This is a genomic window from Microbacterium sp. BG28 (assembly GCF_034044005.1).
In the GTDB taxonomy this organism is placed as follows: Bacteria; Actinomycetota; Actinomycetes; order Actinomycetales; family Microbacteriaceae; genus Microbacterium.
In genome coordinates this window covers 41,042-62,528 of sequence record NZ_JAXCHA010000003.1, presented here as the reverse complement: position 1 = coordinate 62,528, position 21,487 = coordinate 41,042, and the positions used below count along the sequence as shown (strand labels likewise).

Annotated in this window: 28 protein-coding genes; 15 read left to right on the top strand and 13 right to left on the bottom strand. The window is 70.2% G+C overall.

Features of this window, described 5'->3' with window-relative positions; genetic code table 11:
• The first annotated feature begins 1 nt into the window (after position 1).
• Positions 2–649, top strand: coding sequence for a metal-dependent transcriptional regulator (locus tag SK224_RS11455; protein ID WP_320434814.1), 648 nt, complete (start codon positions 2–4; stop codon positions 647–649).
• A 27-nt stretch (positions 650–676) separates the two neighbouring features.
• On the opposite strand, the gene SK224_RS11450 is transcribed toward SK224_RS11455, so the two are convergent.
• The gene (locus tag SK224_RS11450; protein ID WP_320434813.1) at positions 677–1,630 is read right to left on the bottom strand and encodes an SDR family NAD(P)-dependent oxidoreductase; all 954 of its coding nucleotides are present in this window, start codon (positions 1,628–1,630) and stop codon (positions 677–679) included.
• A gap of 146 nt (positions 1,631–1,776) precedes the next feature.
• On the opposite strand from SK224_RS11450, the gene SK224_RS11445 reads away from it, so the two are divergent.
• Positions 1,777–2,586, top strand: coding sequence for an HAD-IIA family hydrolase (locus tag SK224_RS11445; RefSeq protein ID WP_137418668.1), 810 nt, complete (start codon positions 1,777–1,779; stop codon positions 2,584–2,586).
• Positions 2,587–2,637: 51 nt separating this feature from the next.
• On the opposite strand, the gene SK224_RS11440 is transcribed toward SK224_RS11445, so the two are convergent.
• Positions 2,638–3,261, bottom strand: coding sequence for a TetR/AcrR family transcriptional regulator (locus tag SK224_RS11440; RefSeq protein WP_320434812.1), 624 nt, complete (start codon positions 3,259–3,261; stop codon positions 2,638–2,640).
• Positions 3,262–3,385: 124 nt separating this feature from the next.
• Between SK224_RS11440 and SK224_RS11435 the strand changes: the two genes are divergently transcribed.
• Both SK224_RS11435 and SK224_RS11430 read left to right on the top strand, forming a co-directional pair.
• A complete protein-coding gene (locus SK224_RS11435) occupies positions 3,386–3,736 on the top strand; it encodes a DMT family transporter (RefSeq protein WP_320434811.1) in 351 nt (116 codons plus the stop codon).
• Complete coding sequence (locus SK224_RS11430) at positions 3,733–4,059, top strand: DMT family transporter (protein WP_320434810.1); 327 nt, start codon at positions 3,733–3,735, stop codon at positions 4,057–4,059. Before SK224_RS11435 ends, SK224_RS11430 begins: the two co-directional genes overlap by 4 nt.
• Positions 4,060–4,243: 184 nt before the next feature.
• Here SK224_RS11430 and SK224_RS11425 read toward each other — a convergent pair whose 3' ends face one another.
• The 5 genes from SK224_RS11425 to SK224_RS11405 all read right to left on the bottom strand — a co-directional run bounded on the left by SK224_RS11425 (position 4,244) and on the right by SK224_RS11405 (position 6,388).
• Complete coding sequence (locus SK224_RS11425; protein ID WP_137418666.1) at positions 4,244–4,501, bottom strand: hypothetical protein; 258 nt, start codon at positions 4,499–4,501, stop codon at positions 4,244–4,246.
• Between the two features lie 85 nt (positions 4,502–4,586).
• Positions 4,587–4,730 carry a hypothetical protein gene (locus SK224_RS11420; RefSeq protein ID WP_320434809.1) on the bottom strand — a complete coding sequence of 48 codons (144 nt, stop codon included), beginning with the start codon at positions 4,728–4,730 and terminating at the stop codon, positions 4,587–4,589.
• Positions 4,731–4,833: 103 nt separating this feature from the next.
• Positions 4,834–5,412, bottom strand: coding sequence for an orotate phosphoribosyltransferase (pyrE, locus tag SK224_RS11415; RefSeq protein ID WP_243226451.1), 579 nt, complete (start codon positions 5,410–5,412; stop codon positions 4,834–4,836).
• 50 nt (positions 5,413–5,462) lie between these two features.
• On the bottom strand, positions 5,463–5,951 hold the full coding sequence (locus SK224_RS11410; protein WP_320434808.1) for a hypothetical protein: 489 nt from the start codon (positions 5,949–5,951) through the stop codon (positions 5,463–5,465).
• Between the two features lie 20 nt (positions 5,952–5,971).
• Positions 5,972–6,388, bottom strand: coding sequence for a hypothetical protein (locus tag SK224_RS11405; protein ID WP_320434807.1), 417 nt, complete (start codon positions 6,386–6,388; stop codon positions 5,972–5,974).
• 76 nt (positions 6,389–6,464) lie between these two features.
• Between SK224_RS11405 and SK224_RS11400 the strand changes: the two genes are divergently transcribed.
• A complete protein-coding gene (locus SK224_RS11400) occupies positions 6,465–6,860 on the top strand; it encodes a GNAT family N-acetyltransferase (RefSeq protein ID WP_320434806.1) in 396 nt (131 codons plus the stop codon).
• Positions 6,861–6,896: 36 nt separating this feature from the next.
• Here SK224_RS11400 and SK224_RS11395 read toward each other — a convergent pair whose 3' ends face one another.
• Positions 6,897–7,241, bottom strand: a complete 345-nt coding sequence (locus tag SK224_RS11395) for a DUF4190 domain-containing protein (protein ID WP_320434805.1) — start codon at positions 7,239–7,241, stop codon at positions 6,897–6,899.
• Between the two features lie 45 nt (positions 7,242–7,286).
• Entirely contained in the window at positions 7,287–7,769 is a 483-nt protein-coding gene (locus SK224_RS11390) for a hypothetical protein (protein WP_320434804.1), read from the bottom strand.
• Positions 7,770–7,887: 118 nt separating this feature from the next.
• On the opposite strand from SK224_RS11390, the gene SK224_RS11385 reads away from it, so the two are divergent.
• A complete protein-coding gene (locus SK224_RS11385; RefSeq protein WP_320434803.1) occupies positions 7,888–8,733 on the top strand; it encodes an exodeoxyribonuclease III in 846 nt (281 codons plus the stop codon).
• Between the two features lie 188 nt (positions 8,734–8,921).
• Here SK224_RS11385 and SK224_RS11380 read toward each other — a convergent pair whose 3' ends face one another.
• On the bottom strand, positions 8,922–9,323 hold the full coding sequence (locus tag SK224_RS11380; protein ID WP_320434802.1) for a VOC family protein: 402 nt from the start codon (positions 9,321–9,323) through the stop codon (positions 8,922–8,924).
• 129 nt (positions 9,324–9,452) lie between these two features.
• On the opposite strand from SK224_RS11380, the gene SK224_RS11375 reads away from it, so the two are divergent.
• From SK224_RS11375 to SK224_RS11360, 4 genes are all read left to right on the top strand, one after another.
• Positions 9,453–10,694, top strand: coding sequence for a sensor histidine kinase (locus SK224_RS11375; protein WP_320434801.1), 1,242 nt, complete (start codon positions 9,453–9,455; stop codon positions 10,692–10,694).
• A complete protein-coding gene (locus SK224_RS11370; protein WP_320434800.1) occupies positions 10,691–11,353 on the top strand; it encodes a response regulator transcription factor in 663 nt (220 codons plus the stop codon). Before SK224_RS11375 ends, SK224_RS11370 begins: the two co-directional genes overlap by 4 nt.
• Before the next feature lie 116 nt (positions 11,354–11,469).
• Positions 11,470–12,351: an ABC transporter ATP-binding protein gene (locus SK224_RS11365; protein ID WP_320434799.1), complete on the top strand. Its 882-nt coding sequence runs from the start codon at positions 11,470–11,472 to the stop codon at positions 12,349–12,351.
• Positions 12,348–13,469, top strand: coding sequence for an ABC transporter permease (locus SK224_RS11360; protein ID WP_320434798.1), 1,122 nt, complete (start codon positions 12,348–12,350; stop codon positions 13,467–13,469). Before SK224_RS11365 ends, SK224_RS11360 begins: the two co-directional genes overlap by 4 nt.
• A gap of 41 nt (positions 13,470–13,510) precedes the next feature.
• On the opposite strand, the gene SK224_RS11355 is transcribed toward SK224_RS11360, so the two are convergent.
• Complete coding sequence (locus tag SK224_RS11355) at positions 13,511–15,304, bottom strand: glycoside hydrolase family 15 protein (RefSeq protein WP_320434797.1); 1,794 nt, start codon at positions 15,302–15,304, stop codon at positions 13,511–13,513.
• Between the two features lie 76 nt (positions 15,305–15,380).
• On the opposite strand from SK224_RS11355, the gene SK224_RS11350 reads away from it, so the two are divergent.
• Complete coding sequence (locus SK224_RS11350; protein WP_320434796.1) at positions 15,381–16,742, top strand: glucose-6-phosphate dehydrogenase; 1,362 nt, start codon at positions 15,381–15,383, stop codon at positions 16,740–16,742.
• Between the two features lie 6 nt (positions 16,743–16,748).
• Here SK224_RS11350 and SK224_RS11345 read toward each other — a convergent pair whose 3' ends face one another.
• A complete protein-coding gene (locus SK224_RS11345) occupies positions 16,749–17,132 on the bottom strand; it encodes a VOC family protein (RefSeq protein ID WP_320434795.1) in 384 nt (127 codons plus the stop codon).
• A gap of 70 nt (positions 17,133–17,202) precedes the next feature.
• A complete protein-coding gene (rraA, locus tag SK224_RS11340) occupies positions 17,203–17,670 on the bottom strand; it encodes a ribonuclease E activity regulator RraA (protein WP_320434794.1) in 468 nt (155 codons plus the stop codon).
• A gap of 164 nt (positions 17,671–17,834) precedes the next feature.
• Here rraA and SK224_RS11335 point away from each other — a divergent pair, with 164 nt between their 5' ends.
• From SK224_RS11335 to SK224_RS11320, 4 genes are all read left to right on the top strand, one after another.
• Positions 17,835–18,416, top strand: a complete 582-nt coding sequence (locus SK224_RS11335) for a nitroreductase family protein (RefSeq protein WP_320434793.1) — start codon at positions 17,835–17,837, stop codon at positions 18,414–18,416.
• A 174-nt stretch (positions 18,417–18,590) separates the two neighbouring features.
• The gene (locus tag SK224_RS11330; RefSeq protein ID WP_320434792.1) at positions 18,591–19,673 is read left to right on the top strand and encodes a type III polyketide synthase; all 1,083 of its coding nucleotides are present in this window, start codon (positions 18,591–18,593) and stop codon (positions 19,671–19,673) included.
• Positions 19,670–20,362, top strand: a complete 693-nt coding sequence (locus SK224_RS11325; protein ID WP_320434791.1) for a methyltransferase domain-containing protein — start codon at positions 19,670–19,672, stop codon at positions 20,360–20,362. The genes SK224_RS11330 and SK224_RS11325 overlap by 4 nt, the downstream gene beginning before the upstream one ends.
• On the top strand, positions 20,355–21,485 hold the full coding sequence (locus SK224_RS11320; protein WP_320434790.1) for an NAD(P)/FAD-dependent oxidoreductase: 1,131 nt from the start codon (positions 20,355–20,357) through the stop codon (positions 21,483–21,485). The genes SK224_RS11325 and SK224_RS11320 overlap by 8 nt, the downstream gene beginning before the upstream one ends.
• The last annotated feature ends 2 nt before the right edge of the window (positions 21,486–21,487 follow it).

Sequence of the window (21,487 nt, the reverse complement as noted above, 5' to 3'; positions counted from 1 at the left end):
GGTGCCCACATCCGCAGCCGTCGACGACTACCTGAAGGTCGTGTATCAGCACACGGAATGGCAGGACGAGCGGATCACGCCGTCGCAGCTCGCACAGCAGCTGGGGCTCGCGCCGTCGAGCGTCACCGAGATGGTGCAGAAGCTCGCCGCGGCGGGTCTTGTGAGCCATCGCCGTTACGGCCCGATCACGCTGACCGAGAAGGGCCTGGCGCGCGCCGCGGCGATCGTCCGTCGCCACCGCCTCGTCGAGACGTGGCTCGTGCGCGAGTACGGCTACACCTGGGACGAGGTGCACGACGAGGCCGAGATTCTCGAGCACGCGCTCAGCGACCGACTGCTCGATCGCATCGACGAACGTCTCGGACGGCCGCGCTTCGATCCGCACGGCGACGCCATCCCGGACGCGCTGGGTCAGGTCGAGCGTGTGCCGTTCGTGCTGCTCGCCGACGCACCGGCCGGGCACGTGGGTCGGGTCCTGCGCGTCAACGACCGCGACCCCGACCTGCTGCGCGAGCTCGAACGCCGCGGCCTGGACGTCGACCACCGCGTGGAGGTGCTCGAGCCCGCGCCCGGCCTGCGCGTGCGCGTGGACGGCACCGAGATCAGCATCCCTCCCGCTGCGTACGACGCGATCTGGCTCTCCGCCTGACGCGATCGGATGCGGTTCCGGCCGCGCTCAGCGGCGGGCTGCGTCGAAGGGCCACCGCATCCGCGTGGCCGCCTCGCACATGAGCCACAGCCGCTCGCCGATGGCCGGCTCCCGCAGGAACGCCGTCGGCTGCGCTGCTCGGGGCTGCCCGGTCACGATGCGTCCGGGTCCCCACATCTCGCCGCCTTCGACGTCAGGGTCGACGAGGGCGCGCACGAGCGGCCAGGCGCCGTGCTCCTTGGACTGCGTGAAAGGAGCTTGCAGATTGTCGAGGAACCGGCCCCAGCGCGAGGGCTCGTTGACCCCGCGGATGCCGACCGTGCGGCCGCTCGTCGAGTAGCCGGGGTGGGCGATCACGCTCGTCACGGGAACGCGGGCCTCACGCAACCGCCGGTCCGCCTCGAGGCCGACCACCGTGGTGACGGCCTTCGACTGCACGTATGCGCGCCACGGCGAGTAGCGCTCGACGAGCTGCGGATCGGTGGGGTCGTACTTCGAGATCGAGGTCGACATGCTGCCGAGCCACACCATCCGGCCGCGTCGGGCGGCGAGCGTGGTCAGCAGCGCGCCCGCGAGAGCGAAGTGGCCGAGCGCGTTGGTGGCGAGCACGAGCTCGTTGCCGTCTCGCGTGGTCTCGCGCTGGGCCGGCGGGTGAACGATCCCCGCGTTCAGCAGGAGGCCGTCGAGGCGGCCGCGCTGACGGACGGTGGCGGCCGCCGCACGCACCGAGCCGAGGTTGCTCGTGTCCAGCAGCAGCGTCTCGGCGGTGCCGGTCGCGTGCGGCAGGCGGGCCGACACGGCGGCGCGGGCGGCCGCGAGCCGGTTGGGGTTGCGCCCCGTCATGATGACGCGCGCTCCGGCGTTCACGAGCTGCTCGCTGGCGAAGTACCCGAGGCCCGCGTTCGAGCCCGTCACCAGGTAGGTCCGGCCCGTCAGGTCCGGCAGCCGGCGCGGATCCCAATCCGCCTCGCGAGCGCTCACGCGTACGACCCTAGTGCGCTGCGTGAGGTGCCCCCTCCACTCTTGAGCACTCCTTCGCACCCGGGTAGCCTGGCCGCCCCTCGGACACCGCTATGACCTGGCTTCGCAGACTCGGATACCGCCCGCGGGAGCCCTAGGCTGAGGCCATGCGCACGCGCGATGACATCGAATGCTGGCTCACCGACATGGACGGCGTGCTGGTGCACGACAACCAGGCGATCCCGGGGGCGGCCGAGCTGCTCGCGCAGTGGCGCGACACCGGCACACCCTTCCTGGTGCTCACGAACAATCCGATCTTCACCCCCCGCGATCTGAGCGCGCGCCTGAAGCGCTCCGGCCTCGACGTGCCCGAGGAGCGCATCTGGACCTCGGCGCTGGCGACGGCCGAGTTCCTCAAGTCGCAGATGCCCGGCAGCTCGGCCTTCGTCATCGGAGAAGCGGGGCTCACGACCGCGCTGCACGAGGCGGGCGTCGTCATGACCGAGACGCAGCCCGACTACGTGGTCGTCGGCGAGACGCGCCAGTACTCGTTCGAGGCGATCACGCAGGCCATCCGCTTCATCAACGCGGGTGCGCGGTTCATCGTGACCAACCCGGATGCGACGGGCCCCACTCCGAACGGCATCGTGCCTGCGACGGGGTCTTTCGCCGCGATGATCACGAAGGCCACCGGCAAGGAGCCATACGTGGTCGGCAAGCCGAACCCGATGATGTTCCGCTCGGCGCTCAACCGCATCGGCGCGCACTCTGAGAACACCGGCATGATCGGCGACCGCATGGACACCGACGTCGTCGCGGGCATCGAGGCGGGACTGCACACCGTGCTCGTGATGACCGGGATCAGCGACCCGGCGGAGATCGAGCGCTACCCCTTCCGCCCCGACGAGGTGCTCACCTCCGTCGCCGAGCTCATCGCACCGGAGCCCGTCGAGTCGGAGATGCCCGAGGGCATCTGAACGCGTCTCCGCGTCGCGCGTACGCCGGCGGGGCGAGTCTCAGCCCCCGCACTAGCCGTTCGTATGCGGCACGGCGTGATCGCCGGCAAGCGTCTCCATGGCGCGAGCGAGTAACCGGGTGGAGCGCAGCGCGGATTCATCATCGCGATCCGTGAGCCATGCCTCGGTGATCCCGTCGACACCCGCCAGGATGACCGATGCCCACGCGTCGACGGCATGAGGATCAAGGCCCGTGCGCCACTCCTGCAGGAGCGATTGAATGGCGTCGAGATCACGACGACGGGCCCGCTGGGTCAGCGCCAGGAGCTCCTCGTCGGTGCGCGCGTGGACACCGAGCTCACTCAGCGCGAGAAAGTGCGACGGGTCGGCCTGCGCCCGTCGCAGGTGCGCGACGAAGGCAGCCTCGAGTGCGGCGCTGAGGGGCACGGAGTTCGGCGAGCTCGCCTCGACGATCGCCTGAATGCGCTCGTTCTCGCGCTCGAGCAGCGCGCGAAAGAGCGCCGCCTTGGAGTCGAAGCAGTAGTGGAACACACTCTGCGGAACTCCGGCGGTCTCCGTGATGGCCCGTGTGCTCGCCGCCGCGAGGCCGCGTCGACTGATCACCGCCGTGGCCGCATCGAGGAGTTGCGCACGCCGCTCAGCCAGGCTCATTCGGGTCGAACCGTGATCAGCCATACCAGCACTGTAGAGCCCCGAAGCCGTCGCGTGTCAATCGCCTTGGTCGTTCGACTTTGTCAGATGACCAACTTTGATTACTCTTGTCGCGGAACCCGCTCGGGGTCGCCGGAAGGAGCAACGGATGAAGAACTGGCTGATCCTGGGGGTCGCAATCGCGTTGGAGGTGACTGCGACGCTGGCGCTTCGTGCCGCGATCGACACCCCGTGGTGGACGGTGCTGACCGTCGTCGGCTACGCCGGCGCCTTCGTCTCGCTGTCGGCTCTGCTGCGACGGGGCGCACCCATCGGCGTCATCTACGGCATCTGGGCCGCAGCGGGCGTTGCGCTGACCGCGGTACTCGGTTCTGTCGTGTTCGGCGAGCCGTTCACGATCCTCATCGGCCTCGGTATCGCGATCGTGATCGCCGGCGTCGTGCTCGTCGAGACGGGGCACGAGAAGCCTGCCTCGGCGAGCACGGAGGTGGCGCCGTGACCTGGCTCATCCTCGCTGGAGCGATCCTCGCCGAGGTCACGGCGACGCTGTCCCTCCGCGCCTCCGAAGGCCTCCGCAAGAAGGCATGGATCGCCCCCATCGCCATCAGCTACGCCGCCGCATTCGGCCTGTTGACCGTCGCACTGGCGGCCGGCATGCCCGTGGGAATCGCGTACGGCATCTGGGCGGCAAGCGGCGTGGCACTGACCGCGGTGGGCGCGCGGCTCTTCTTCAAGGACCCACTCACGCGCAGGATGGGAGCCGGCATCCTCCTCATCGCCGTCGGGGTGCTCATCATCGAGCTCGGGGTGGCGACGCACTGACAGCCGAGCCCACACGCCAACCAGGCTCGGGCTGCGACGTGAGACAGATCGCAGCCCGAGCACCGGCCGCGCCTTCGCCAGGATCTCGTGGCCTGTCGAGTCATATGCGACATCGCCCCCTGCCTGGGCCGGGCAAAGAAGATCCCCCGGCGCGCACGGGCACCGGGGGATCTCGAGAAGAGGATCAGCGGTAGGTGATGCTGAAGCCGTAGAGCTTGTCCGGGCCCCAATAGCCGCAGGCATCGCCGGCGAAGATCTCGCCACCCGTCGCGTTGATGGCCCAGCCCGTGACCTGCTCGGCGATCTGGCAGATGCCCTTCGTGGGGAAGCCGTGCAGCACGACGGTCTCATCCGCGAACGCCGGGGCGGCTGCTGCGGCACCGGCTCCGGTCAGAGTCGCGGCAGCGAGGAGCCCGGCAGCCAGGCGAGTGCGCTTCTTCATGTGCGTGTCCTTTCCGAGGGGTGTCCCGGAAGGGTGCCACGGGGCGCACAGGCCGCGCAGAGATTATCCACAACTGAGCCGCGCGTCAGCGGTCGCGCGGCTCCCTGTCGTCATGCTCCCGATCGTCGCGCTCGCGGCGCAGGAAGCGGATGAGCTGCAGGACGAACGTCACCAGCGCGCCCGCCGTGATGACCAGCGCGACCAGCAGCATGAGCGTGCGATCGTCCATCGTCAGCACCGCCCTGCAGGAGGAAGCCCGTGAACAGGACGATCGCTCCGCATCTGTCCTCCAGAGCGGAGATCTCCTGAATTGCGGATGCGGGCCGCCGCCATCACTGAGCGGGAAGACCCAGATCGTCGAGGTCGATCGCGGCGAGCCACTGCAGGCCCTCGGCTTCAACGGCCGCCTGGGCGCCGGTCTTGCGGTCGACGATCACAGCGACGGCGACGGGCTCGGCACCCTCTCGGCGCAGCGCCTCGACGGCCTTCAGGGCGGACTGGCCGGTCGTGGAGGTGTCTTCGACGACGACGACGCGCTTGCCCGCCACATCCGCGCCCTCGATCTGGCGACCGCGGCCGTGGTCCTTGGGCTCCTTGCGCACGACGAACGCGTCCAGGGGCGTGCCCGCATGCACCGACTCGTGCATGACCGCATTGGCGATCGGGTCGGCACCGAGGGTGAGGCCACCGACGGCGACGACCCCGTCCACATCGCGGATCAGGTCGAGCATGATCCGGCCGATCGCGGGCGCCGCACGGTGGTCGAGCGTCAGCTTGCGCATGTCGACGTAGTACGACGCCTTCTTGCCGCTGGAGAGGGTGAAGTCGCCGTGGAAGACGGCCTCTGCGCCGATCAGCGCGATGAGCGCCTGGCGGTCGGATTCGAGCTCGGGAGTGGATGCCGCGGTCACACCGTCGAGTCTAGGCGCGTGGACCGATGCACCGTGAGGGCGCGGGCTCGTCACAGGTAGTCGAAGTACCGGTCCCACCATGTCGGCTCGCCTCTGCCGAAGACGTGTCGAGGAATCGCGCCACGATACGGCGTCCAGAGCGGCTCCTCGGGAACGAGGACGTACCCGCCGGCATCCAGACACGCCGCGATCCGCTCGACATCGTGCGGATCGGCTCGCGCCCTGAACTCCTCATCACCGTGCACACCCGGGTTCTCGAGGGCCATGACGGCGAGCATGCCGAAGTTGGAGACCCGCACCACGAAGCGCTGCCCCGTCGCCGTGGCCTCAGCAGGGACGACGACCTGGGCATGGAAGCTCGCATCCTGCACGTGCAGATCCGCCGCGCATTCCGCCTCGAAGCCGCCGGACAGTCGCTCGGTCAGCTCGACGAACGCGCGCCGCGCGGCCGCCCGGTCGAAACCAGCCGGCGTCTCGATGTGGGCGGGATCGTCCAGCGCCTCCAGCAGCGGCCAGAGCGCCCTCGGTTCGGCTCGCACACTGCCAGTGTCTCAGGGCGTCACGGCGTGCGCGAGAGGAGAGGACGCGGCCACGCGCCGAGGGCGAGCACCGCGAGCACGGTCTGCAGGAGTCCGGTGCCGAAGTAGATGCCGTGCAGCGGCGACCACACCAGCAGCATCGCCAGCTCGACGAAGATCCAGATCATCATCACGAGACCCGCGGCCGCCTGCAGCCCCCAGGCCAGGGCGTAGCGCCGGTACTGCGCGATGACGGCGAGTGCCTGCATCCCGCCGACGACGACTCCCAGGATGACGCCGGGCCAGAAGTACGTGGTGAACGGGGTGCCCTCGAGCCACCCGAGAGGCACTCCTATCCCGCCGCCCGCGGTCAGACCGATCATCCCCGCGACCGCGGAGACGAGGTTGAACCACGCCACGACGAGGAGGGTGACGCGGAGCGCACGAGGCACCGTCATGGGCGCAGGCTACGCCGCGGGACACCGCATCCGTCACGGCGCGCGCCGGGACTAACGCCGAGCGCGATAGCGTCCGATGGTGCAGCTCACCATGACACCACCCACGGCCGACGAGTTCGCGGCTCTCTACGCGAGCACCGGATGGGGCGAGCGCACGGCGCAGCAGCTGGCCGCCGCGCTGGCGGGCAGTTGGCTCGTGTGCTGCGCGCGCGACGACGCGGGTTCGCTCGTGGGAATGGGTCGCCTCATCAGCGACGGGGTGCTGCACGCCTTCGTCACCGAGCTCATCGTGGCGGCCGAGGCGCGCGGCAACGGCGCGGGGGCACTCATCCTCGACGCGCTCGTGCGGGAGTCACGGCGGCGAGGAGTCGAGGACGTGCAGTTGTTCGCCGCGCGCGGCCGCGCCGCTTTCTACGAGCGCAACGGCTTCAGCCCGCGTCCCGCCGATGCGCCGGGAATGGACCTCGCCTGAGGCGCAGCCGCGCACTCAGGCGAGGTCACCTGTCGCTCAGGAGCAGGTGTAGGTCACCCCGTCGACCAGGTGGGTTCCGGGCCCGAGGTCCGCGCACTGAGAGATGAGATTGGCGAAGACCGCTCCCAGACTGATCGCGACGATGATTCCGATCACCAGGAAGACGGCGCCGAGGATGATGCCGACGAGTGCCGGCGTGTTCTTGTATCCGGCCTTCTTCGACTGCGAGTAGGCGACGATCGAGAGGATCAGTCCGATCAGGCTCGCGAAGAACGAGACGATCAGCCCGACGATTCCGAGGGTCTTGCCGGGGTACGAGCCGTTCGGGGCCGCCATGGGCTGCTGCGGCGGCTGGGACATGGGGGGCATGGGCTGGGTCATGATGCTCCTTCTGGTGGTTCTGCGGGGCGAGGGGGGAGTGCGAGGTCAGCCGCCGAAGAGACGGCCGAAGAACCCCTTCTTCTTCTCCCAGCCGTTGGCGGCGAGGAAGTCGAACAGAGGCTGCTTGATGCGGTCGGTGTCGAAGGACCAGCTGGCGGAGGTGCCCTCGCCCTCCGGCGTCGTGACGCGGGTGCCGGCGACGAAGCTGCGCGTCATCCGCGACTGCTTGCCCTTGAAGGTCGCGGTGCTCCCGCCGAAATGGAAGGACCCGTCGGTCGAGAACCCGCCGGACATCTTCGAGGTGGTCTGCGTCTCGTCCGCGTCGAACGTGCCCTCGCCCTCGTCGAACGTGACCTCGATGGAGTAGGCGTCGTCGATCTGACCAGCCCCGAGCAGGGCGACGTACTGCACGTGGGCGATGTCCCAGGTGCCCTGGATGCGGTCACCGACGGCGCGGAACACGAAAGGCGAATCGGGAGAGTTCAGCTCGTCGACGCGAGTGAGCAGCTCGGCAAGTGGCGTGCGCATGCCAGGAAGATACTCTGCCCGCAGTAGGCACGATCGACCACTGTGGACAACCAGTCCAAAGGTGTACAGTTCCCGGTCGCCGGCGTGCGGCGTCGGGGCCGGGTTTTAGGCTGGAGACATGCGCCTGGCCACCTGGAACGTCAACTCGATCCGCGCACGCGTCGTTCGCACCGTGGAGTTCTGCGTCCGCGAGAACATCGACGTGCTGGCCATGCAGGAGATCAAGTGCAAGCCGGAGCAGTTCCCCTACGCAGCCTTCGAGGAGGCCGGCTATCACGTCGTCGCCCACGGCCTGAACCAGTGGAACGGCGTCGCGATCGCCAGCCGTGAGCCGATCGCCGAGGTCGAGACGGCCTTCCCCGGGATGCCGGGCTTCCTCAAGGGACACGAAGGCCCCGACCTCCCGCAGGAGGCTCGCGCCATCGGCGCGACGATCGACGGCGTGCGGGTCTGGAGCCTTTACGTCCCCAACGGCCGTGGACTCGATGACCCGCACTACCTCTACAAGCTCGACTGGCTGGCCGCGCTCACGGGATACACCCGCGAGACCCTCGCGGCGAACCCCGATCTGCCGCTCGCCCTCGTCGGCGACTTCAACATCGCACCGACCGACGCCGACAACGGCGACCCGACCGTCGTCGAAGGCGTCACCACGCACGTCTCCCCTCCCGAGCGTGAGGCGTTCCGTGCCCTGCTGGATGCGGGACTCAGCGACACCGTCCGACCGCTCGTGCCCACCGGCTACACCTACTGGGACTACAAGCAGCTCCGCTTCCCCCGCAACGAAGGCCTGCGCATCGACTTCATCCTCGGCTCGCACGCCTTCGCGGATGCCGTCGCGGGCGCCGCCATCCACCGCGACGAGCGCAAGGGCGAGATCCCGAGCGACCATGTCCCCGTCGTCGTCGACCTCGACTTCGCGGGCGATGAGGACGACGACGACCGCCCCATGATCTTCGGCTGACCGAGTCCCTCGAACCGAACCTCCCGGTGTTGAAGGGACCCGAAACGTCACGCCTCCGGCCCGAACACGACATCACGAGTCCCTCGAACAGGTCCTCCCGATGTTGAAGGGACCCGAAACGTCACGCCTCCGGCCCGAACATGACATCACGAGTCCCTCGAACAGGTGGGTCTGAGACAGGGGAACGATCAGTCCGCGTCGTCGGCGAGGTGGAGGAAGCCGAGGGAGTTGCCGTCGGGGTCGTCGAGATCGCGCGAGTACATGGATCCGTACTCCTGCGGCGCCTTCGGCTCGGTGCCCCCGGCGGCGATGCCGCGCTCGACGATCGCATCCACCGCTTCGCGTGAGTCGAGCGAGAAGGAGATCGACACCTGCGCGCTCGTGCGCGGATCGGCGATCGGCTTGTCGGTGAACGACGCGAAGAAGTCCCGCATGAGGACCATGAAGAAGATGTTCTCGTCCCACACCACGCACGCCGCGTTCTCGTCCGAGAAGTCCGGGTTGATGTCGCAGCCGAGCGCCCGATAGAAAGCCACGCTACGCGCGAGATCGGTGGTGACCAGGTTGATGAAGACGCTGGTGGAGGCCATGCCCTGCCCTTCGATCGGCGAGGCCGTTCGCCGCGCTCTGGGTGGATGCTCGCACCGACGCCCCGGAGCGTCAATGCTCTCCGTCTGACGGGGGATGCCGCATCCGATGGCCCGCTCTAGGTTGGGAGGATGCTGCCGCTCACGCCCGCGCAACAGCGCGGTGATCTCCTGCTGGCCGCCGCCATGTGCATCGGCGCGCTGGTCAGCGCTGCACTCTCCTCTGTCGCCGGTATCTACGGCGAGCACCAGGGCTCGATGGCCGCCGCCGTCGTCTACGCGTTCGTGCTCGCCGTTCCGCTCGCGGTGCGCCGACGCTGGCCGGCCACGGTCGCCGTCGTCGTCAGCGGCGCGTACTTCGCCGCCGTGACCCTCCGGGTCCCCGAGATCTACGCGGGCAACATCGCCATGTTCATCGCCATCTACACGGTGGGCGCCTGGTCGCCGAACCGACGCCGGGCGATGTGGACGCGCATCGGAATCATCGCCGGGATGGCGGTGTGGCTGCTGGTGACGATGTTCGTCGACGCGACGAGCGACATCGAGGTCGAGGGCGTCTCGCGCGCGGGCGCCTTCTCGCCGTACGTCGCCTCGATGCTGCTCACGCTCCTCATCAACGCGCTCTACTTCGGCGGTGCCTACTTCTTCGGCGAGCGCACCTGGACGAGCAGGCAGCAGCGGTCGCTGCTCGAAGAGCGCACGGCGGAGCTCGAGCGCGAGCGCGAACGTAGCGCCGAGCAAGCGGTGGCGCTGGAGCGGGTGCGGCTCGCCCGCGAGCTCCACGACGTCGTCGCCCACCACGTCTCCCTCATGGGGGTGCAGGCGGGCGCGGCACGCATGATGATGAGCAGGGATCCGCAGGCGGCGGGCGAGACGCTGGCGCGCGTGGAGGAGTCGGCGCGCTCAGCGCTGAGCGAGCTGCGCCATCTGCTCGAGACGCTTCGTACGCCCGGCGACACGAGCGAGGAGACATCCGTCGGCCTGGAAGGTCTCGAGAATCTCGTCACCGAGGCGAGCGCGGCGGGGGTCGCCTGCGAGCTGCGCATCATCGGAGAGGAGCGCGACGTGCCCGACACGGTCCAGGTGAATCTGTACCGGATCGCACAGGAGGCGCTCACCAACGCCCGCCGCCATGCCGGCCCCGGTGCGCACGCCGACGTGCGCCTGCGCTACGCCCCCGAAGGGGTGGAGCTGGAGGTCGCCAACACCGGACGGCCGGTGGCCGAGATCACCCCCGGGATGGGGCTGATCGGGATGCGGGAGCGCGCCGCCGCATCCGGAGGCACGATCGAGGCGACGCCGCGATCCAGCGGAGGATTCGTCGTGCGTGTGCGCGTTCCCCTCACCCCGCTCGTCACGGCGGACGCTCGGTGAGCGGCCGCATCCGGGTCGTGCTCGCCGACGACCACGCCATGATGCGGGCGGGCTTTCGCACCATCCTGACCCTCGATGATCGCATCGAGGTCGTCGGCGAGGCGGGCACGGGCGCCGAGGCGATCGCGCAGGCCCGCGCGCTGCGTCCCGACGTCGTGTGCATGGACGTGCAGATGCCCGACCTCGACGGGCTGGAGGCGACCCGGCGCATCATCGCGGACCCCGACATCACCTCGGCGGTGCTGGTGGTGACGACCTTCGACCGCGACGACTACCTGTTCGCCGCCCTCGATGCGGGCGCCAGCGGGTTCCTCCTCAAGAACGCCGGCCCCGAGGAGCTGACGGCCGCGGTGCGGGTCGTCGCCGCCGGCGATGCGCTGCTCGCTCCGGAGGTCACCCGCCGCGTCATCGCCCGGTTCGCGAACTCCGCGGTGTCCGCATCCGCTCCCGAACCCCTGCCGGTTTCGAGCCCGCTGACCGAGCGCGAGCAGGAAGTGCTCCGTCTCATGGCGGATGCCCTGTCCAACGGCGAGATCGCCGAGCGACTGTACATCGGCGAGGCGACGGTGAAGACCCACGTGTCCAATGTGCTGGCAAAGCTCGGTGCCCGCGACCGGGTGCAGGCCGTCGTCCTGGCCCACCGCCACGGCCTCGCCTGACCCGGCCAGCACAGCGGCCCACTCCGCCGGAAGGGGGAGGTCACGAACCCGTCCGGGGAGGGAGGCGCGCAGGGATGCGGCGGACGTAACGTCGGAGCACGGACCAAGGAGGACGCATGCTGCGCCTGTCAGGAGTGACAAAGAACTACGGCACACGCCGGGTACTCGATGATGTCGGGTTCACGGTTGAGAGCGGCCGGCTCACCGGCTTCGTCGGCGGCAACGGTGCCGGCAAGACCACGACGATGCGCATCGCGCTGGGTGTGCTCGCGGCGGATGCGGGCACGGTCGAGATCGACGGCACGCCCATCACGAGCGAGGACCGTCGCCGCTTCGGCTACATGCCCGAGGAGCGCGGGCTGTATCCGAAGATGAAGGTCGGCGAGCACATCGCCTACCTCGCCCGCCTCCACGGCTACAGCAAGGCCGCCGCCACCGCGAACGCGGAGAAGCTGCTGGACCGCCTCGGACTCGGCGAGCGCCTCGGCGACACGGTCGAGACCCTCTCGCTCGGCAACCAGCAGCGCGCGCAGATCGCCGCGGCCCTCGTGCACGAGCCCGAGGTTCTCATCCTCGACGAGCCGTTCTCGGGTCTCGATCCGCTGGCGGTCGAGGTCGTCGCGGGAGTGCTCGCCGAGCGCGCCGCGACGGGGGTCGCTGTGCTGTTCTCCTCCCATCAGCTCGATGTCGTCGAGCGCCTGTGCGACGACCTCGTCATCATCGCGGGCGGCACCATCCGCGCGGCGGGTAGCCGGGAGCAGCTTCGCGCCGAGTACAGCTCGCCGCGCTACGAGCTCGTCACCGGCGGCGACCTGGGCTGGCTCCGCGACGTGCCCGAGGTCACCGTCGTCGAGCTCGCCGGCGGTGAGGCCGTGTTCGAGGCCTCTCCCGACGTCGCCCGCGCCGTCCTCTCCCGTGCGGCGGCATCCGGAGACGTCGACGCCTTCTCGCCGCAGCGTCCCACACTCACGCAGATCTTCCGGGAGGTCATCCGATGAACGCGCACACCCCCGCAGCCCCCACCACCGCGCAGAGCGTCTGGCTCGTCGCCGAGCGCGAGATCGGCTCGAAGCTGCGCAGCAAGTCGTTCGTGATCTCCACCGTCATCCTCTTCGTGCTCGCCCTCGGGGCGGTCGTCTGGGGCGGGTTCACGGCGAGCGACACGAGCGGCATCAAGGTGGCTGTGACCCCGGCGACCGCATCCGTCATCTCCGGTGTCTCAGGACTCGACGTGACGGATGCGGATTCCTCCGAAGCCGCCATGGCGCTGGTGACCGACGGCACCGTCGAGGCGGCTCTCGTGCCCACCGCGGATGTGCCGGACGCGACCGCTTCCGGCTCGTTCGACTACGCCGTGGTCGGCAAGGACGATCTGCCGTCCGGGCTCCTGTCGATGCTGAGCCAGTCGCCGCCGGTGCACCTGCTCGACCCCTCGAGCACCGACTTCCTGCTGCGGTACTTCGTGGCCCTCGGATTCGGCATCGTGTTCCTGCTGGCCGCCTCCACCTTCGGCGGCACGATCGCGCAGTCGGTCGTCGAGGAGAAGCAGACCCGGGTCGTCGAGCTGCTGATCTCGGCCATCCCGGTGCGGGCACTGCTGGCCGGCAAGGTCATCGGCAACACGATCCTCGCAATGGGTCAGATCGTGGTGCTGGCGGCGATCGCGATCGTCGGGCTCTCGGTGACGGGGCAGGATCTCGTACTCACCGGCCTCGGCGGACCCATCGTGTGGTTCGCGATCTTCTTCCTGCTGGGCTTCATCCTGCTCGCCGCCCTATTCGCCGCGGCCGGGGCCATGGTGTCGCGCATGGAGGACATCGGCTCGACCACCGCGCCTCTGACGATGCTCGTGATGCTGCCGTACTTCCTGGTCATCTTCTTCAACGACAACCAGCTCGTGCTGACGATCATGTCGTACGTGCCGTTCTCTGCTCCGGTCGCGATGCCGCTGCGGCTCTACCTGGGCGACGCGATGTGGTGGGAGCCGCTGGTCTCGCTCGTCGTCCTCGCGATCACGTGCGTCCTGGCGATCTGGATCGGCTCGCGCATCTACAGCCGTTCGCTGCTGCGGATGGGGGCACGCGTGAAGCTGTCCGAGGCGCTCTCGCGCAGCTGATCCCGCATCCGCACCACCGAGACTCGCGGTTCAGGGGCACCTCAGGTGCGATGGGCGGCGCGGCCGCCGTGCCCGCCCATCGCATCGGCGGCGCGCACCTGAGCGAGGTGGGACAGCGCCTGGGGTGTGTTGCCGATCTGTCGGCGGGCCGTGGGGTCGTACTCCTCGGAGAACAGCCCCAGATCGTTCGCGGTGGCGCAGGCGCGGTCCATGAGCGTCTGCGCATCGCCGACCCGGCTCATGCGGGCGTACTGCTCCACGAGCCAGAACGTGCACGCGATGAACGGATGCTCGCCGCCCGCCAGCCCGTCCACACCCGTCTGCGTGCGATATCGGTTGACGAGACCGTCGGGCATCAGCTCCGCTTCGATACGGGCGACCGTGGCGACCATGCGCGGATCATCCGGTTCGCAGAAGCCCACCTGAGGCAGCAGCAGGAGCGAGGCGTCGACCTCGGTCGAGCCGTAGTGCTGCACGAACGCTCCGGATGCCGCATCCACGCCGTGGGTGTCGATCTCCTCGCGCAGCCGGTCACGCAGCGCCTCCCACTTCTCGACCGGTCCGTCCTGCCCGTACCTGCGCACTGCCCGTACGCCGCGGTCGAAGGCGGCCCACATCATCGCGCGGGACTGGGTGAAGCGCTGCGGATCGCCGCGCACCTCCCAGATGCCGTTGTCGGGTTCGTCGATGCGGGCCTCGACACCGTCGAGCAACGCCCGCTGCAGCGCCCACGCGAGCGGGTCGTCGGGCACCCCGGCCACGCGGGCCGCCTCGAGCGACACCATGACCTCACCCACCACGTCGGCCTGGTACTGCGTGACGGCACCGTTTCCGACCCGTACCGGGGCCGATCCTTCGTACCCGGGCAGGCTCGTCAGCTGTCGCTCCGGCAGGTCGCGCTCCCCCGCGACGCCGTACATGATCTGCATCTGGCGAGGATCCCCCGCGATCGCGCGGATGAGCCAGGACCGCCACTGCTCAGCGACCTGGAGAAAGCCGTGCGCGACGAGCGCCTCGAGGGTGAGGGCGGCATCCCTGAGCCACACGTACCGGTAGTCCCAGTTGCGCTCTCCCCCGATCTGCTCCGGGAGCGAGGTGGTGACCGCCGCCACGATGCCGCCGGTGTCCTGGTGACTCAGCGCCCGCAGAACGAGCAGAGAACGCACGACCTCGTCGCGATGCGGTCCGTCATGATCGATGGATGCGGCGAAGCCGGTCCACCAGGCGCGCGTGCGCTCGAGCGCCACATCCACGTCCAGTGGGGCGGGCGTGGGCAGGTAGGAGGGGTTCCAGGTGGCGACGAGGTCGGCCGTCTCGCCGGCGGCGACGCTCACGCGCCCGCGGTGCGCGCGTCCGTGCGGGGTGAGCGCGACGCCGCGGACGACGAGCGCGTCGGGGCCGGCGATCGCGTGGAGCGCGGGAGCCGCCGCATCCCCCACCTGACGCACCCAGGGGATCGCGCGCGCGTAGTCGAAACGGATGCGCAGATGCGTCGTGAACTCGACGGTGCCGCTGATGCCGACGAGGCGGCGCACGATGTCGACGCGCCCTCCGTCGATGGGCAGGAAGTCGTGCACCTCGGCGACGCCGCTCGCACTCTCCCACCGGGTCACGAGCACGAAGGTGTCGCCGTCATAGTGCCGGCTCGCGAGGGCGTCCCGGTCCTCCGGCCGCAGATGCCACGCGCCCTGCTCGTTGTCGCCGAGAATCGCGCCGAACACGGATGCGGAGTCGAACCGCGGCACGCAGAACCAGTCGATGCTGCCCTCGCGCGAGACCAGGGCGGCGGTGCGGCAATCGCTGAGGACGGCGTAGTCCTCGATCGGGACGCTCATGCTCCGATCATGCCGTGTCACGGGGCCCGCGCCGCGTCCGGCGCGGCAACTCATAGCGGGGACTAACGTGGCCTGCGTGACTGACACCACACTCGTCATCTTCGGCGCGACCGGCGACCTCACGTCGCGGCTGCTGCTTCCCGCGCTCGCTCAGCTGCTGGATCGAGAACCCGGCCGCACCGTGCACCTGCTCGGAGCGGCACGCCGCGAGCTCAGCGAAAAGCAGTGGCGCGACCTGCTGAAGGCGGGCGTCGGCGACGGCCACGGAGAGGCGGTGGATCGGCTGGTGGCGGACGCGCGCTACATCGTCGCCGATCCGACCGACGCCAAAGACCTGAAGAGCGTGCTGGACGCGGTCCAGGGCCGCCCGGTGTTCTACTTCGCCGTCCCGCCCCAGGTCGCCGAGGCCGCGTGCGAGCAGCTCGCGAACATGGACATCCCCGAAGGACTCACCCTCGCGCTCGAGAAGCCCTTCGGCACGGATGAGGCGAGCGCCCGTTCGCTGAACGAGACCCTGCGCCGTGTCGTGCCCGAGAACCAGATCTTCCGCGTGGATCACTTTCTCGGCCGCTCCACCGTGCTCAACGTCCTGGGTCTGCGCTTCGCCAACCGGCTGTTCGAGCCGGCATGGTCCGCGGAAGACGTCGAGTCCGTCGTCATCCGTTTCGACGAGACGCTCGGACTCGAGGATCGCGCGGGCTACTACGACCAGGCGGGCGCCCTGATCGACATGATCCAGAGCCACCTGCTGCAGGTCATGGCGATCGTGGCGATGGAGCCCCCGGCGACGCTGCACGAGACCGATCTGCGCGATGCGACCGCGGCCGCGCTCCGGGCGACATCGCTGTGGGAGGACAACGCCGTGCGCTCCGCCCGCCGCGCCCGCTACACCGCGGGCACCGTCGGCGACGACGAACTCCCCGCCTACGTCGACGAGCCGGGCGTCGACCCCGCCCGCCAGACCGAGACGCTCGCGGAGGTCACCCTCGAGGTGCGCACGGCACGGTGGGAGGGGGTTCCCTTCACCTTGCGTTCGGGCAAGGCGCTCGGACGCAAGGACACCGAGATCGTGCTGACGTTCCGGCCCGTGCGCCACCTGCCGGCCGGCTTCACCGGGCACGCTCCCGGCTCGACCCTGCGGTTCTCGCTCGGCCCCGACAAGATCTCGCTCGGTCTGAACGTCAACGGGCACGAACCGTTCTCGCTCGTGCGGGAGGACGTGGAGGTGACCCTCGGCGACGGCGCACTCCTCGCCTACAGCGAGGTGCTCTCCAGCATCCTCGATCAGGATGCGGCTCTCGCCGTTCGCGGCGACGCGGCCGAGCAGTGCTGGCGCATCGTGCAGCCGGTGCTGGACGCGTGGCGACGCGGCGAGACGCCGCTGGACGAGTACCCCGCCGGATCGGCGGGCCCCGCCACCTGGCCGCAGCTGCCCTGAGGCGCGTCAGGGCTGCAGCACCGCCAGCACATTGCCCGCCGGGTCGGTGAACCATGCGATGTCGGGGCCGTGCCCGCCGCCGCGCATGATGCCTCGCTCTTCGGTGGCGAACTCCTCGTCGGCGTAGATCTTCGTCTCCACCCCGCGAGCACGGAGGTCGTCGACGGCCGCGTCGATGTCGGTGACGGGGAAGTTCAGCACGGTGTAGCTCGCCGGCTCATGATTCGGTTTCGTATACAGCAGCACCCGCGCCCCCGACGAGAGCTCCAGCTCCAGGAAGCCCATGGGGTTGTCGACGACCGTCAGGCCGAGCACGTCCGCGTAGAACGTGCGGGCCGCATCCGTGTCGTCGATGCTGAAACCGCTGAACGCGGCATCCGGTGTGAACATCGTGATCCCCCTCGATCGTCACGCCCCAGCTTGCTCCCGACGCGGGCGACTGTCGAGAGCAGATGCGGGTTCAGCGCTCGACGAGAACGCCGTCCGCGTCGGCCCAGACGTGGCGGCCGGGGGCGAACACGATGCCCGCGATCTCGACGGGCACGTCGACGTCGCCGACGCCGTCCTTCGCGCTCTTGCGCGGGTTCGTGCCGAGCGCCTTCACTCCCAGCGGGAGGGTTGCGAGCACGGCCGCGTCCCTGACCGCCCCGAACACGATGATGCCGGCCCAGCCGTTGTCGACCGCGGCGCCGGCGATGATGTCGCCGACCAGCGCCGACTCCAACGAGCCGCCGCCGTCCACGACCAGCACGGCGCCGTCTCCCCGCGTCTGCAGCACCGCCTTCACGAGGGCGTTGTCGCGATGACAGCGCACCGTGCGGACGGGACCGTCGAACGACTGCCGTCCCCCCAGGTCGCGCAGCTGCAGCGGGAGCGAATCGAGCTGCTCACCCCGTTCGTCGTACACGTCTGCTGTCGCGATCACCATGCATCCACGCTAGGACGCCGGATGCCGGGTGCTCGCGCTGTGCGCTGTGAAGTTCTTTCCACATTCACACCCGGCTCGGATCCGGGAACATTCCACCTCTGTATACCGTTGCATGGATCGGGCCGATGACGTCCCCCCGCATATTCGACCCCGAGGAGATCCTCATGTCTGACACTCTCGACCGCACCGCCCCCACGGACGCCCCCATTCTGGACGTGCTCTCGCAGCGCTGGAGCACCCGCGCCTACGACAGCGTGACCCCGATCGACGAGGACGCGCTGCGCGGCGCGCTCGAGGCGGCCCGCTGGTCCCCCTCCGCCTACAACAACCAGCCCTGGCGCTTCATCGTGGCCCGCCGCGGCACCGAGACCCACGCGAAGGTCGTCGCGAGCATGGTCGAGTTCAACCAGGCGTGGGCCGCTCCCGCCGGCGCGCTCGTCGTCTTCATCGCCGAGACCTCGCGTGGCGAGCACCAGTTCCCCTCCGCGTTCTACGACCTCGGCCAGGCCGCAGCGCACTTCACCGTGCAGGCCCACGCCAACGGTCTGTACACCCACCAGCTGACCGGCTTCGACGCGGCCGCGGTCGCCGAGGCCTTCGGCCTCGCCCCCGAGTTCACGCCCTTCTCGATCATGGCCGTCGGCAACCTCGGCACCATCGAGGACGCCCCCGAGTTCGCCCGTGACGGCGAGCGCGCCCCGCGCGTCCGCCGTCCCATCGAGGAGTCGGTCGTCGTCAACGACTGACCCTCCGGCCCACAGCTCGCCTGTCACAGATCGCCTCTCACGGCTCGATCTGTGACAGGCGAGCTGTGTCTTGAACGTGTGGCAGAGGGGCGTTCCGAGCCCGGCACTCTAGACGCCGCCACATCCGGGCACCAGCCTGCGCGACCTCAGCGCACGACGTGTCTATCGTGAGGCATGGTCCCGAGCATCGTCGGAGTGGGCACGGCTGTGCCGGACACCCGGCTCACCCAGTCGCAGATCCGCGACCTCTTCCTCGCGCAGCCGGGTCTCGACCGCCGCGCGCAACGGATCCTCGGCGCCGCGTTCGACGCCGCGGCCATCGACACGCGCCACACCGTGCTGGCATCCCTCACCGGCGATGCCCCGCCCGAGGCTCTCGTGGTGCGCGAGGGCGACCTGCTTCTCGACCCGAGCACCTCCGCGCGCAACGCCGAGTTCCGCCGGCTCGCGCCCGATCTGTTCGCGCGGGCAGGCAGAGCCGCCCTGGCCGATGCCGGAGTCGCGGCCGGGGACGTGACGCACGTCATCACCGTCAGCTGCACCGGGCTGTTCGCCCCCGGCCCCGACATGCTTCTCGTGCGCGACCTGGGGCTGCGCCCGGAGACCGAGCGCTACCACCACGGGTTCGTCGGCTGCGCAGCGGCCGTGCCGGCGCTGCGCGCGGCACACCGCATCGCCGTCGCCCAGCCGGGCGCCGTCGTGCTCGTCGTGTGCGCCGAGCTGTGCTCGCTGCACCTGCGCGTCAGCGACGACCCGGAGCAGATCGTCGCCGCATCCCTCTTCGCCGACGGCGCCGCAGCCGCCGTCGTGACCTCGCGGGAGCACGCGGGGCGCCGGTTCGAGCTGGCCGAGTTCCGCACTGCGCTGAGCGACGACGGCGAGCACGACATGGCGTGGACCATCGGCGACCACGGCTTCGAGATGACGCTCACCGCCGAGGTGCCCCGCATCGTGGGGCGCGAGGTCGCCGGTGCGGTCGCCTACCTCGACGATGCCACGGCCTGGGCGATCCACCCGGGCGGGCGCAGCGTGCTGGATCGGGTGGCCACCGGGCTCGGACTCACCGAGGCGCAGATGGCGCCGTCGCGCGAGGTGTTGCGCGCGTTCGGCAACATGTCCAGCGCGACGGTGTTGTTCATCCTCGACCGGATGCGGCGCGACCCCGTCCTCGCTGACGGGACCACCCTGGGGCTGCTGGCCTTCGGGCCCGGGCTGACGGTCGAGTCCGGACGTCTGCTCGTGCGAGGCGACGCGTGAACCTCGCGGAGCGCGATGCGTCGCTCCGCGAGCTGATGGACGACGCGGACTGCGACCCGCGGCTGCTCGCGGCGACGTACCGCCGCTTCGGTCTCGTGAACCGGTTGGTCGCGGGATGGACCGGCGTGTACCGGCACACGCTCCGTCCGTATCTGTCCGGCCTCGGACGCCCGGCACGCGTCCTGGATCTGGGATGCGGCGGGGGCGATGTGGCGGCGCACCTCGCCGCGCTCGCCCGCGCCGACGGGCTACGGGTGCAGTGGATCGGCGCCGACCCCGACCCGCGCGCCATCGAGGCTGCAGCCGCGCGGGCCGCATCCGATGTGTCCTTCCTCTGCACCGGCTCGGACGCTCTGCGCGAGAGCGGGGAGCGCTTCGACGCGGTGCTCTCGAACCACGTACTGCATCACCTGGATGCGGCGGAGCTCGCCGCGTTCGTCGACGACTCCGCCGCGCTCTCGACCGGTCTCGTCCTGCACGGCGACATCGAGCGCGGCCGTCTGGCGTACGCGCTGTACGGCATCGGAATCCTGCCGCTGGCGCCCGGCACCTTCCTGCGCACCGACGGGCTCCGCTCCATCCGGCGCAGCTATCGAGCCGCCGAGCTCGCGTCGCGTCTGCCCGAAGGATGGCGGGTGGAGCGCCCCGGCCGGTTCCGGGTGCTGGCTGTGAGGGACCCCCGTGCGTGAGGTCATCGTCGTCGGCGCGGGACCGGTGGGACTCCTGCTCACCGCGGAGCTGCGCCGGCTCGGCGTGGAGGTCACCACGCTCGAGAAGCGTCCCGGTCCCGGCGACGGCACGCGGGCGATCGGCATCCATCCGCCCGCGCTCGCCGCGCTCGAGGCCTCCGGCGCGACGGAGCGCCTGCTCGCGGACGCTGTGCGTGTCGAGCGCGGAGAAGCGCGCACTGACGGCCGACTCGTGGGCGCCGTCGACTTCCGTCGCCTGTCCGCCCGTTTCCCCTTCGTCGCGACACTTCCCCAGCGTGTGACGGAGGGAGTGCTGGCCGATCTCGCCGGGCCGATCGAGCGCGGGGTCACGGTGGCCTCCGTTCAGGACGAGGGCGACCGGATGCGGGTGCATACGGCCGAGGGGCGCGAGCTCACCGCGCGCGTGGTCATCGTGGCCGGCGGCTGGGGCGGGCGGGCCCTCGCATACCGCCCCGCCGCGATGCGGGCGCACGAGTACCGCGACCGCTACCTGATGACCGACACCGTGCTCAGCGCCTCCGACCCGGTGGCGGTGATCCGGCTCGACGCCGCCGGTGTCATGGAGTCCTTCCCGCTGCCCGGCTCCGCACGCCGCTTCGTGCTGCACGACGCCGAAGGCGGCCCGGACGTGCCCGACGCCCGATACGAGCGGATGCGGCGCGCGCTGCGCGAGCGCGGCGAGGAGGAGGCCGCCGAACGGATGCAGGTCGTGACCGCCTTCCGGGTGCGACGCCTCGTCGCTCCGCGCCTGCACCGGGGCGCTCTCGTGGTCGTGGGCGACGCGGCGCACGAGGTGAGCCCGATCGGCGGGCAGGGCATGAACCTCGGGCTGCTGGATGCGGCGACACTCGCCCCGCTCGTGGCCGAGCGGATCCGCACCGGCTCACCCGCCTCCGCCGCTCTCGACCACTGGGAGCGCCGGCGGGTCCGCTCCGCGCGCATCGCAGCCGGGATGGCGAGCGTGAACACCGCGATCGGACGCCCGGCGGGTGCGGTGGCTCACCGCATCCGCGGTGTGGCGCTCGGGATGCTGCTGCGCGGCCCTGTCGGGGCCGTGCTCACGCGCGCCTACGCCATGGGCTTCGACGCCGACGCCCGCTGAGC

What these genes read in the sequence shown, in the direction of transcription:
- SK224_RS11445 (WP_137418668.1), top strand. Translation starts at nt 1,777, where the DNA reads ATGCGCACGCGCGATGACATCGAATGCTGGCTCACCGACATGGACGGC.
- SK224_RS11440 (WP_320434812.1), bottom strand. Translation starts at nt 3,261, where the DNA reads ATGGCTGATCACGGTTCGACCCGAATGAGCCTGGCTGAGCGGCGTGCG.
- SK224_RS11435 (WP_320434811.1), top strand. Translation starts at nt 3,386, where the DNA reads ATGAAGAACTGGCTGATCCTGGGGGTCGCAATCGCGTTGGAGGTGACT.
- SK224_RS11425 (WP_137418666.1), bottom strand. Translation starts at nt 4,501, where the DNA reads ATGAAGAAGCGCACTCGCCTGGCTGCCGGGCTCCTCGCTGCCGCGACT.
- SK224_RS11420 (WP_320434809.1), bottom strand. Translation starts at nt 4,730, where the DNA reads ATGGACGATCGCACGCTCATGCTGCTGGTCGCGCTGGTCATCACGGCG.
- SK224_RS11405 (WP_320434807.1), bottom strand. Translation starts at nt 6,388, where the DNA reads ATGACGGTGCCTCGTGCGCTCCGCGTCACCCTCCTCGTCGTGGCGTGG.
- SK224_RS11400 (WP_320434806.1), top strand. Translation starts at nt 6,465, where the DNA reads ATGGTGCAGCTCACCATGACACCACCCACGGCCGACGAGTTCGCGGCT.
- SK224_RS11395 (WP_320434805.1), bottom strand. Translation starts at nt 7,241, where the DNA reads ATGACCCAGCCCATGCCCCCCATGTCCCAGCCGCCGCAGCAGCCCATG.
- SK224_RS11390 (WP_320434804.1), bottom strand. Translation starts at nt 7,769, where the DNA reads ATGCGCACGCCACTTGCCGAGCTGCTCACTCGCGTCGACGAGCTGAAC.
- SK224_RS11385 (WP_320434803.1), top strand. Translation starts at nt 7,888, where the DNA reads ATGCGCCTGGCCACCTGGAACGTCAACTCGATCCGCGCACGCGTCGTT.
- SK224_RS11380 (WP_320434802.1), bottom strand. Translation starts at nt 9,323, where the DNA reads ATGGCCTCCACCAGCGTCTTCATCAACCTGGTCACCACCGATCTCGCG.
- SK224_RS11375 (WP_320434801.1), top strand. Translation starts at nt 9,453, where the DNA reads ATGCTGCCGCTCACGCCCGCGCAACAGCGCGGTGATCTCCTGCTGGCC.
- SK224_RS11365 (WP_320434799.1), top strand. Translation starts at nt 11,470, where the DNA reads ATGCTGCGCCTGTCAGGAGTGACAAAGAACTACGGCACACGCCGGGTA.
- SK224_RS11360 (WP_320434798.1), top strand. Translation starts at nt 12,348, where the DNA reads ATGAACGCGCACACCCCCGCAGCCCCCACCACCGCGCAGAGCGTCTGG.
- SK224_RS11355 (WP_320434797.1), bottom strand. Translation starts at nt 15,304, where the DNA reads ATGAGCGTCCCGATCGAGGACTACGCCGTCCTCAGCGATTGCCGCACC.
- SK224_RS11345 (WP_320434795.1), bottom strand. Translation starts at nt 17,132, where the DNA reads ATGTTCACACCGGATGCCGCGTTCAGCGGTTTCAGCATCGACGACACG.
- rraA (WP_320434794.1), bottom strand. Translation starts at nt 17,670, where the DNA reads ATGGTGATCGCGACAGCAGACGTGTACGACGAACGGGGTGAGCAGCTC.
- SK224_RS11335 (WP_320434793.1), top strand. Translation starts at nt 17,835, where the DNA reads ATGTCTGACACTCTCGACCGCACCGCCCCCACGGACGCCCCCATTCTG.
- SK224_RS11330 (WP_320434792.1), top strand. Translation starts at nt 18,591, where the DNA reads ATGGTCCCGAGCATCGTCGGAGTGGGCACGGCTGTGCCGGACACCCGG.